Here is a 9,340-nt window from a genome sequence, read left to right on the forward strand (position 1 = left end):
GGACGGGTCTTTCTGTTCGGCGGATGCGTTGGTCGCACTTCCATCCTGCCGCCGAAAGACCCGTCCCCTCGTCTCAGCCCCTGCCGGCTGTCACCAACGTCATGACCCGCAACAACTAGCAAACAGCTAGCCGACAACCACCGATCGCTTAGCAGACGCTTAGCGCCCGACTAGCAGACGACTGGTCCCGCCACCGCAGACCACCGGACAAGATCACCTCGCCGACGAGGGCAGTACCTCCCGACCGCGCCGACTAGCGCGGCTGACCAGCGGCGCTAGTAGCTCGCTAGTCGCTCTATACATCATCGACGTGCCCACCAGCGCACCAGTCGACCAAGCCGGACAAGATCGTTCGCCTGGGTCGTAAAGAATCTTGAGATTGTCACGGGCGTGATCGGCCGGTCTGGGAGCGCACTAAGCACTGCTTGGGCGGTCAAGGTGCCCAGTGGTTGAAATAGTTCAAGATTTTTGTCGTTGCCGTGTCCAAAACCGGCCGTGATTCCGGAGTTCAGGGGCGTTCACACACCCCACCGCAGAGGACTCCTCATGGCCGCCTTGTCCGACAACGAACACCCTCGGCGTCGCCGCCGCACACCGACCGAAGGCCGAGACCGAGCCGATCAACGGAACCGCGCCGTTCCCGATCTTCCCGGGTCGCGGCGACCGGAGCACCGACGCCGTGTCCGCGGCCGTGCGCCTCGCCCGGCGACCGTCTGGCCCTGCGCCTCCAGCCCGACCCACCCCGCCGCCGCGGGTGATCTCGGGCGGCTGGCGCCGTGGCTGCTGACCGCCATCGCCAAGATCGTCACCACCTACACCACACCCGGCCAGAGAGTCCTGCTCGTCGGCACCGTTGACCTGTTCGACCCGACCGGCCCGGCCCACCTCGGCATCCCGCGCCCGGCCCGACCGAGCCCGTGGTCGGGCTTGACCGAAGCCGCTTGGACCGTCCTCCGACTCGGCCGCGGCACCCGGACCCACTTCGCCGGACCGGGCGCTATCGACCCCGCCACCCGGCCGGAGGCGTCGACCCGCCACAGCGCCACCAGCTCCCATCGAGCCCCCGCCGGGGATGGCCCGAGTGTGTCCGAGTCCGGACCCGGACCGCACGTCACGGATCTCCTCCGCACTGGCGGGCGTAGTCCGGCCTGGACCGCCGACGAGTCCCGGACTGAACCCGCCGGAGGTCCGACCGACGGGTCCGTCGACCGCTACGACCTGATCATCATCACGGTCCCACCCGGCGCCACGGACTGGCTGCGACCCGCCGGCTGGGTGCCCGTGTTGACCCCGACCGGCACCCTCGCGGTCATCACCCACAGTCACAGAAGGGGCGGTCGGCTCGTCGACCCCGCCACCACGGTCATCTCGCGGACCACCCGCGCGGGACTGCTCCTGCTCGACCGCGTCGTGCTCCTGACCACCACCCCGCGACGCGCACCAGCACGCCGCGGCAACCGCCCCGGAACCCTCGACCCGGCAGGCCCCGCCGACACCACCGAACACGCCGACCTCCTCGTGTTCACCACCCCCACGACCAACACCGGCGAGGCCCGATGACCACGAACACCCCCGACTTGTCCGACCACCCGGCCCCCGGCGGCGGCTCGGTCTGGCTCACCGGACAGACAGACCTCACCACCCAACTCGCCAACGGCGGCTACCACCCCCGCACCGCCACCGACCCCGACCTCATCCCGCCCGCTATCGCCGCGGAGATCATCACCCGCTACACCTGGCCCGGCGAACTCGTCCTCGACCCCGACTGCGGCGCAGGCACCACCCTCGTCGAAGCCCTCCGCCATCGGCGCCCCGCTCTCGGCCTCGCCAGAAACCGCCGTTGGTGGCGACTCGCCCGCGCCAACCTCACCGCTGCCAAGCACGCTGGCGCCTGGTCCGACGGCAGCATCCTCGACCACCCCGCCACCGACCTCACCCACGTCCGCGCCGCAGGCACCCACGGAACCGCCACCCTCGCCATCATTGCCCTCCGCAACCCCGCACGACCGGACGCGGTCACCGACCTCACCACCACGCTCAACCACACCCGCGCGGTCCTGCACCCCGACGGCCACATCGCCGTCGTCGCGGCACCCACCCGCGACCACCGCGGCGAACTCCTCGACCTCCCCACCACCATCCACACCGCCGCCCGCGCAGCAGGACTGGTCCACGTTCACCACGCCATCGCCCTCACCGCCGCCCTCCACCACGACCGCGTCCACACCCGCGCCACCCTCACCGAACGACGCCGAGTCCGCAGGCACCCCAGCGGTCGACCGATCGCATTGGTCGCTCACCGCCACGTTCTGGTCTTCTGCCCCGCTCATGTGGCCGTACTTGCCTGTACCGCTCGCGGTGTCCGCGACGTCGGCGGGCAAGCGATCAGGGCTGCGCGTTCCCACCGAAGCGGGCGGCTCGCGGAGCCGGTCATGGAAGGTGTCGCCGCATGAGCGCCCTGGCGCCGGTGCGGCTACGGATCGTCCCGGTCAGCTTTCGGGAGGTGACTGCCTTCATCGCGGCGCATCACCGGCACCACAGGCCGCCGCGGGGCATGAAGTTCGCCATCGGAGTGGAGCGCGTGGGCCAGCTTGTCGGAGTGGCCACTGTGGGAAGGCCCGTCGCCCGGTTGCTCGACGACAACAGCACCGTTGAGGTCACCAGGACGTGCACCCTCGGCCACCACGGTGCCAACTCCAAGCTGTACGGCGCTTGCTGGCGTGCGGCTCGGGCCATGGGCTACCACCGCTTGATCACCTACACCCAGCACGGCGAGACGGGAGCGAGTCTCCGCGCTGCCGGGCTGATCGCCGTCGCCGAGCTGCGCCCCCGTTCGGGCTGGTCCACACCGGGCAGACCGCGGCAAGACCGGGGTGTCGATGGGATCGCCAGGGTGCGCTGGGAGATCCGCGCGGGGGATGCCGACGTAGCCGCCTGACGGGAGACCAGTGGCAAGGCCCTGGGGGTTTGCGCTGCACGGTAAACAGCTGGTACAGCTGGCAATCCGGCACCACGATGACGGATTTCCGTACAGGCGCAGCCCTTTTCAGATGCTTCACCGACGAGGGCGAGTCAGTCATGTCCACACCACTGGAAGGCAGTGCCGATAGCGACGCCTGCGCGTGTCCGTCCACACAGAAAGGAGACCAGTCCACGAGCTACGAACTCGTGAACAGTGTCGATGAGTTGGCCAAGGCAGTTCGCGCGCTCGTGGCGAGATCACCGGTATCGGCGGAAGAACTTCTCACAGCCGATCAGGTCGGTGGCTTGTTCCACATGTCACCGCGGACATTGCGTGATCTCGCCGCGTCCGGGCAGATCCCTCATCGCCGGATCGGCAAGCACTACAGATTCAGCCGCGACGATATCGCGGCGATCATCCAGTTCGCGGAGCAAGCACAAAGGTCCGCATCACCTAGAGCGGGAACGACAAGAAAAGGAGGTCTCTCATGGCGTACGGCGAGTTAATCGGCAAGACATGGAGATCGCGATACAAGCGCCCGGACGGCACCTAAGGCAGCCAGTCCGGCTTCTCCTCAGAGAAGGCGGCGCTGGACTACGGCGACGAGCAAGAGGCGTTGATTCGGCGGAACATGTGGATCGATCCGCGTGAGGCCGAGACGCCGTTCGGTGTGTTCGCGGAGGGCTACCTGGCCGCGATCAAGCCTCGGCTCGCCGAGGGCACGGCGGCGAAGTACCGGTCGCATCTCGATACCCATCTGATCCCGCAGTGGGGCGACTGGCCGTTGATTGGCATCTTCAACAGCTACGTCGAGATCGAGAAGTGGGTCTCGGAGCTGCACGAGGAGTACGCCCAGACCACGGTGTCATCGATCTTCGCCACCTTCTCGACCTTCATGAAGGCAGCGGTCAAGGAACGGATCATCCCCGCCAGTCCGTGCAGTGGGGTGCGGGTGTCCTCGGGTGACTACGAGCTGGAGCGGTTCGTGGCCACGCCGGTGCAGGCGCTGCGGGCGGCGATGCGGCTGTATGAGGCCGGGCTCGGCGTCGGCGGGTTCACGCTCTGCCTGCTCGACGTCTACACCGGCGCCCGGTGGGGCGAGTTGGCCGGGCAGCAGCGGCACGAGTACGACGACCAGAGCAAGGAGATCAGTGTTCAGGCTCCGCTGAAGGAGGTCGGCGGGACGCTGAAGAAGCACGGCACGGCGTTGGTCGACATCCCGCCGCCGCAACCGGCCAGGCGTCGCCGCGGGCTCTCCGCTCGCAAGGGCAGGACGAAGACACCGGCCGGAATGAGATCGGTGCAGTTGCCGCCGAGTATCGCGGTGTTCTACGAACTGCTGCTCGACAGCAACCGTCGCGCGTTCGCCTTCACCACTCCCGAAGGGCATCCGTGGCGGCGGTCCAACTTCCGCCAGCGCTTCTGGCGTCGGGCCTGGGACGGTGTGAACCCCGACGCTCCGGCCGCGGAGAACCACGTCCCGGCGATCCTGCCGTGGTTCACCTTCCACGAAGGCCGCCACACGCACGCCACCTGGCTGACCGAGGACGGTGTTCCCGAGGTCGCCCGCCGGGCCAGGTTGGGACAGAAGATGAAGGGCATCGGCCGCACCTACGACCACGTGACCGAGGTCATGCGCAAGCAGATCCTCGACGCGCTGGAGGCGCGATGGGAGTCGAGCCTGATCGCCTTGACGACCGCCGAGCGGTCACGGTTGGTGATGTGGTTCCCGCACCTGAAGCCGGTGTTCGTCAGGCTGGAGATCGAATACCGTGACGGTAAGAATCCCGCCGTCTCCCAATCGTCTCCATTTGATCACTGAAGCCCCGCCCTCCGAGGTGGAGGACGGGGCTTGTGACCAGTGTATATAACTGGTGGGCGATACTGGGATTGAACCAGTGACCCCTACCGTGTCAAGGTAGTGCTCTCCCACTGAGCTAATCGCCCGAGGCGGAGGCGGGAATCGAACCCGCGTACAGGGCTTTGCAGGCCCTTGCCTAAGCCACTCGGCCACTCCGCCGGAACCCGAAGGGTCTGGCCCCCGGCGCAGAGGCCGAACCGCTTCCGAGCGGACGACGGGATTCGAACCCGCGACCCTCACCTTGGCAAGGTGATGCGCTACCAGCTGCGCTACGTCCGCAAGCCACCGGATTCCCGACCTGTCGTTTACCGACCGGCCTGTTCTCCGTGGTGCGTGCAGAACTCTATCGGACGCCTCTTCCCGGCTCCAAATCGGGGGTCGGGAAGGTGGCGTTCGCTCAGGTCAGGTCGGTGGAGATCAAGTGCGTGAGGGCCTCGTCGACGTCCACCCAGAGGTGTTCGTTGCCGGGGACGACCACGTCGTAGGTGCGGTCGAGGAAGTCGGCGAGCTCCTGGGCGGAGGCCTCGAAGACGGCGTGTCCGGAAGGGGAGCTGAGTTCGATCACGACGACCTCGGGGTCGTCGACGGCGGGGCGGATGCGGACATCGCCGTCGCCCGCCTCGGCGATGAGGCCGTCGGCGAGAAGGTCGCGAGCGAACACCCACTCGACCCAACCCGCCCGGCCGGTGCGGAAGGCCGCGACCACCGCGTACGGATCACGCGTGTCGTAGCGCAGCTCGACCTTCACCGGCACCGCGGGAGTCCGCGGCGCCAAGAGGTCGAACACCGCGGTCGACCGCAGCGTGACGTGATCGTTTCGCATCGTCGCTACCCTTCTGCTCCCCTCCCAGCCAAACGACTGAGTCCCTTCTATGTGACGCCACCACGCCGTGGCCGGGACGCGGAACGGGCCTACATCACCCGTCCGGTCCACTGCCATGTGCGCAGGGCGCTCGCGCCGCTTCGCAGAGTGACGAATCTGCTTGTGGCATCTCCATACTGGCGGGTTTTCGGCCGTGGTGGTAGCGCCCTGAGTACGAATATTCGTTCCCGGTTTTCCTCATCACCACCAATCCCGCGCTGACCTGGGCGGCTGCCCCGCAGCTGTGGCGGGAGCCACCTTCCCCCAGGTCACGGCTGGGTCAAGACGCCTGGCGAGCCGTCCGCGGACCCCGACGGCAGAATGGAACCGGGCAAAGTGGAAGGTGATGCGCGCGTGACCGACGAGACCGGTGAGAAACCGACCATGCGCCCCGCCTGGGCCGACCGAAACAACACCACCCGCACCATCTGGCGCGTCGGAGTCGGCCTCGTCGGCGGCCTGGTCCTCGCCGCTGGCATCGTCCTCATCCCATACCCCGGTCCCGGCTGGCTCGTCGTCTTCGCAGGCCTGGCCATCCTCGCCGTCGAGTTCACCTGGGCCCACCGCCTCCTCCGCTACGCCCGCGGCAAATACGACGCATGGACCGCCTGGCTCCGCCGCCAGCCCCTGCTCGTCCGACTGCTCATCCTCGCCCTCACCGGCGCCATCGTGGTCGCCACCATCTGGCTGCTGAACGGATTCGCCCTGATCGGAGGCTGGTTCGGCATCCACTGGCCGTGGTTGGGGTCCCCCCTTTTCGCCTGACCAAGACCGTCCTGTACTCTTCTCTCAGTCGATGCGGCCCACGCCGCACCGGGCGATTAGCTCAGCGGGAGAGCACTTCGTTCACACCGAAGGGGTCACTGGTTCGATCCCAGTATCGCCCACCAGCACAAACAGGGCCGGTTCGCAGTCTGCGAACCGGCCCTGCTGCTTGCTGAGTGACAAAGTGAGTGACTACGCCGCTGGCTCCTCCGGGAAGATGCCGTCCATGGTCCGCGCTCCGTCCTCGATGACCGGCCGGAGTTGGTGGCGGTAGACCCGCTCGGTGACCGCGGAGCCGCTGTGTCCTACCAGCCGTGAAATCACCTCGATCGGTGTCCCGGCGTCCGATAGCAGCGACACGAAGCTGTGGCGCAGCTCCCGGGGTGTCCAATCCTTGGGGTTGAGCTTCGCGGCCTTGACGATGCGTCGGAACGCCCTCCGGACGTTGTGCGCGTCGAGCGCGGTGCCGACCTGCGTGGTGAACACCAGGTCCGTCTCAACCCAGTCGGCACCGGCGAGCTTCCTCGCCATTGCCTGCCGCTCTTGCTGCTCCTTGAGCACGTCCACACACCGCTTGGGCAGTGCGAGAGAGCGCCGCGACTTGCGTGTCTTGGTGTCGCCCCCGGCCCGTACCGACCGCCAGACCGTGACGTGCGGGACTTTCGGTGGCTCGCTGTCCCCGTCCTCTCGGAGATCGACGTGTAACCAGGTGAGCACCCTCAGTTCCTCTGTCCGCGCACCGATGAGGATAGAGGGGTAAGAGAATTATTCTGACGGGGATAGCGCCCGTCTCCGTGCCGGTCAGGGGCGTTGGCCGAATCCGGCACGCGGAACGGGTTCCTTCGTGAGCCGTCCGAAGGGAATGCAGCATTGGGCCATTCGGGGATGGTCGAGCGAACTCAGGCCAAGCTACCCCCGGCGACCGTTGGTGTGGCCTACAACTGTTCGGCGCCCAAGGACACCCCCCGCGCCCAGTTCCACCCTCGGTCGGTCTACCTGCAGGATGTGCCGCCCGTCCTGCGCCCACATCCGCCCCACGGCGACCCGCCGCGCAGCCGCATCCGGCTCGTTCCACACTGCCGCATAGCGGTCCGCCAACTCGATCGCATCGGACACGACTCCCGGGTCAAGGCGGAGGTCGGCCACCAGGCCACGAGCGTCCACACCAATCGCGCCACGTCACCGGAGCAGGGGGTCACCGGCGCCGCGGTGCTCAGCGACACGCTGTACTGCGAGGGGATGGTCGACCGCACCGACGGCAACGGCCGGTTCACGGCGAACTACCTGTGCTCGACCCCCAACGATAAGGTGTACTGGTCGTTCTACATCGCACCCGCCGTCCAGGCGATCATCGTGTCCAATGTCAACAGGACGGCATGCGGTGGTGGCGCAACAGCTACGTCCAGCCCAAGAACTCGCCGCACAACGTGCCGAAGAACTACATCTTCCACGGCACGTTCAACCCCGTGTACGGCAGTGACCACTTGGACTACCAGGACTACTTCACATTCCGGCACAACGTGGGCAGTGGCGGGACCGGCTCCCTGACAATCGCGGGAGCGGTTGACCTCATTCACGACTACTGACGTGCCACAATCAGGTCATGGCAGATGACCTGACTCTCGCACGCGACCTAAACCCCCCGTGGCGGGTACTGCGCGTGGAGCTTCACGAGGACGTTTATCCGCCGCCCGAGGGGTTGCGGACACCGACGAGCGTTGCCGTGGAAATCGGTCCGGAACAAGGCGGGACTTCGCAGATCGCCCTCTACTCACTCGACGTCGAAAGAGGACGGGCGCTCACCGTGTTCGCGGGCCAGATCCAGGACCACATCATCGACTCCACCGGGGGGCGCGCGGTGCCCGCCTGTCCGGGCCACCAACACCCGCTTTCACCCGGTTCTGTCGACGGTGTCGCCAGTTGGCTGTGTCCGGTCGACGTCGGTCACCACCATGAGCTGATCGTGCCCGTCGACTGAGCCGGGCCGCGCAGGGGGTTGGTGTCCCTGAGGCCGGTGGGGTCGGCAATTCCCCGGCGAGGAATGGCCGATCTGCACCGGATCGGCTACACAGGACTCGTGTCCACTCCGCGCCTTGCCGACGACCTGCGGACCTGGCGGTTGCGCCGCAAGGTCAGTCAGATCGAAATGGCGCTGCGCGCCGGGACGACCCAGCGGCACGTCAGCTTCATCGAAAGCGGTAGCTCCCCCCGGGCGCGCCATGATCATCTGGCTGGCGGAGTCGTTGGACGTGCCGTTGCGCGAGCGCAACACCCTGCTGTTGACTGCGGGCTCGCCCTCGCCTAAAGGTTGTCCCGTAGCGCCGTCTCGGCGCTATCGATGATCTTGGTGTGGAGCAGGTGATCAGGGCGGGCCGGCCGGAGTGGGTGCCGGTGTTCACGGGCTTGTCGGTGCCGGTGTTCCGCAAGCGCGTGCGGGTCGTGGCCCACCGGGGTGGCGAGCAGACCGGCACTGGGGTCTGTCGCTGGCGGATCGGGTGTTGCTGGTGGCGGTGTACTACCGGACGAATCTGACCTTCCGGCAGGTCGCGCTGCTGTTCGGGATCTCGAAGTCCGCAGCGGGCCGCGTAGTGGATCACCTGGCGCCGCTGCCGGCGCTCGCGCCGGTTGCCCGCCGGCACAGCCCGGACACCGTGCTGATCGTGGACGGCACCCTGGTGCCCACCCACGACCGCACCATCTCCGCGTCGTCGAAGAACTACCGGTACTCGGTGAACATGCAGGTCGTCATCGACGCCGACACCCGCCTGATCGTCGCGGTCGGCGACCCCACCCCCTGGCAACCGCAACGACTGCCGCGCCTACACCGACTCGCGCGTCGACCGGCAGTGCCGGGGCGCGAACGTGATGGCCGACGGCCGCTACCAGCGCA

At 67.4% G+C, this 9,340-nt stretch carries 10 protein-coding genes, 4 tRNA genes and 2 pseudogenes; 11 read left to right on the forward strand and 5 right to left on the reverse strand.

From position 1 onward, the window contains the following. Positions 1-546 precede the first annotated feature (546 nt). From C503_RS0136720 to C503_RS42385, 5 genes are all read left to right on the forward strand, one after another. Positions 547-1,560 carry a hypothetical protein gene (locus C503_RS0136720; RefSeq protein ID WP_018687183.1) on the forward strand — a complete coding sequence of 338 codons (1,014 nt, stop codon included), beginning with the start codon at positions 547-549 and terminating at the stop codon, positions 1,558-1,560. Then, positions 1,557-2,453, forward strand: a complete 897-nt coding sequence (locus tag C503_RS42380; protein ID WP_018687184.1) for a DNA methyltransferase — start codon at positions 1,557-1,559, stop codon at positions 2,451-2,453. Before C503_RS0136720 ends, C503_RS42380 begins: the two co-directional genes overlap by 4 nt. Next, positions 2,450-2,938, forward strand: a complete 489-nt coding sequence (locus tag C503_RS0136730) for an XF1762 family protein (protein WP_018687185.1) — start codon at positions 2,450-2,452, stop codon at positions 2,936-2,938. The genes C503_RS42380 and C503_RS0136730 overlap by 4 nt, the downstream gene beginning before the upstream one ends. A 140-nt stretch (positions 2,939-3,078) precedes the next feature. Further along, on the forward strand, positions 3,079-3,468 hold the full coding sequence (locus C503_RS48720; protein ID WP_156893791.1) for a helix-turn-helix domain-containing protein: 390 nt from the start codon (positions 3,079-3,081) through the stop codon (positions 3,466-3,468). Between the two features lie 125 nt (positions 3,469-3,593). Then, a complete protein-coding gene (locus tag C503_RS42385) occupies positions 3,594-4,784 on the forward strand; it encodes a tyrosine-type recombinase/integrase (protein WP_018687186.1) in 1,191 nt (396 codons plus the stop codon). A gap of 50 nt (positions 4,785-4,834) precedes the next feature. Here C503_RS42385 and C503_RS0136740 read toward each other — a convergent pair. The 4 genes from C503_RS0136740 to C503_RS0136755 all read right to left on the reverse strand — a co-directional run bounded on the left by C503_RS0136740 (position 4,835) and on the right by C503_RS0136755 (position 5,646). Further along, positions 4,835-4,909 (reverse strand) — tRNA-Val (locus tag C503_RS0136740). A 1-nt stretch (position 4,910) separates the two neighbouring features. Beyond that, positions 4,911-4,982, reverse strand: a tRNA-Cys gene (locus tag C503_RS0136745). A 47-nt stretch (positions 4,983-5,029) separates the two neighbouring features. Then, positions 5,030-5,102 (reverse strand) — tRNA-Gly (locus C503_RS0136750). 118 nt (positions 5,103-5,220) lie between these two features. Then, on the reverse strand, positions 5,221-5,646 hold the full coding sequence (locus tag C503_RS0136755; protein WP_018687187.1) for an SsgA family sporulation/cell division regulator: 426 nt from the start codon (positions 5,644-5,646) through the stop codon (positions 5,221-5,223). 393 nt (positions 5,647-6,039) lie between these two features. Between C503_RS0136755 and C503_RS0136760 the strand changes: the two genes are divergently transcribed. Next, positions 6,040-6,450 (forward strand): TIGR02611 family protein, encoded by a 411-nt coding sequence (locus tag C503_RS0136760; protein WP_018687188.1) that lies wholly within the window; start codon positions 6,040-6,042, stop codon positions 6,448-6,450. A 50-nt stretch (positions 6,451-6,500) separates the two neighbouring features. Continuing rightward, positions 6,501-6,575: transfer RNA gene (locus C503_RS0136765), tRNA-Val, on the forward strand. A 67-nt stretch (positions 6,576-6,642) separates the two neighbouring features. Here the strand turns inward: C503_RS0136765 and C503_RS42390 are convergent. After that, positions 6,643-7,200, reverse strand: coding sequence for a tyrosine-type recombinase/integrase (locus C503_RS42390; RefSeq protein WP_084477519.1), 558 nt, complete (start codon positions 7,198-7,200; stop codon positions 6,643-6,645). A gap of 626 nt (positions 7,201-7,826) precedes the next feature. On the opposite strand from C503_RS42390, the gene C503_RS0136775 reads away from it, so the two are divergent. From C503_RS0136775 to C503_RS42810, 4 genes and pseudogenes are all read left to right on the forward strand, one after another. Then, positions 7,827-8,036 carry a hypothetical protein gene (locus C503_RS0136775; RefSeq protein ID WP_018687190.1) on the forward strand — a complete coding sequence of 70 codons (210 nt, stop codon included), beginning with the start codon at positions 7,827-7,829 and terminating at the stop codon, positions 8,034-8,036. 17 nt (positions 8,037-8,053) lie between these two features. Continuing rightward, positions 8,054-8,428 carry a hypothetical protein gene (locus C503_RS0136780; protein WP_156893792.1) on the forward strand — a complete coding sequence of 125 codons (375 nt, stop codon included), beginning with the start codon at positions 8,054-8,056 and terminating at the stop codon, positions 8,426-8,428. Between the two features lie 168 nt (positions 8,429-8,596). Continuing rightward, positions 8,597-8,741 (forward strand): annotated as a pseudogene (locus C503_RS45480) (helix-turn-helix domain-containing protein); the annotation flags it as partial. Positions 8,742-8,799: 58 nt separating this feature from the next. Then, positions 8,800-9,340: pseudogene (locus C503_RS42810) on the forward strand (transposase family protein); the annotation flags it as partial.

Source organism: Actinokineospora enzanensis DSM 44649, assembly GCF_000374445.1.
Taxonomy (GTDB): Bacteria; Actinomycetota; Actinomycetes; order Mycobacteriales; family Pseudonocardiaceae; genus Actinokineospora; species Actinokineospora enzanensis.

Excerpts from the sequence above, each read along its gene's own strand:
- C503_RS0136730 (WP_018687185.1), top strand. The coding sequence starts at position 2,450 with ATGAGCGCCCTGGCGCCGGTGCGGCTACGGATCGTCCCGGTCAGCTTT.
- C503_RS48720 (WP_156893791.1), top strand. The coding sequence starts at position 3,079 with ATGTCCACACCACTGGAAGGCAGTGCCGATAGCGACGCCTGCGCGTGT.
- C503_RS0136775 (WP_018687190.1), top strand. The coding sequence starts at position 7,827 with ATGCGGTGGTGGCGCAACAGCTACGTCCAGCCCAAGAACTCGCCGCAC.
- C503_RS0136755 (WP_018687187.1), bottom strand. The coding sequence starts at position 5,646 with ATGCGAAACGATCACGTCACGCTGCGGTCGACCGCGGTGTTCGACCTC.
- C503_RS42380 (WP_018687184.1), top strand. The coding sequence starts at position 1,557 with ATGACCACGAACACCCCCGACTTGTCCGACCACCCGGCCCCCGGCGGC.
- C503_RS42385 (WP_018687186.1), top strand. The coding sequence starts at position 3,594 with ATGTGGATCGATCCGCGTGAGGCCGAGACGCCGTTCGGTGTGTTCGCG.
- C503_RS0136720 (WP_018687183.1), top strand. The coding sequence starts at position 547 with ATGGCCGCCTTGTCCGACAACGAACACCCTCGGCGTCGCCGCCGCACA.
- C503_RS0136780 (WP_156893792.1), top strand. The coding sequence starts at position 8,054 with ATGGCAGATGACCTGACTCTCGCACGCGACCTAAACCCCCCGTGGCGG.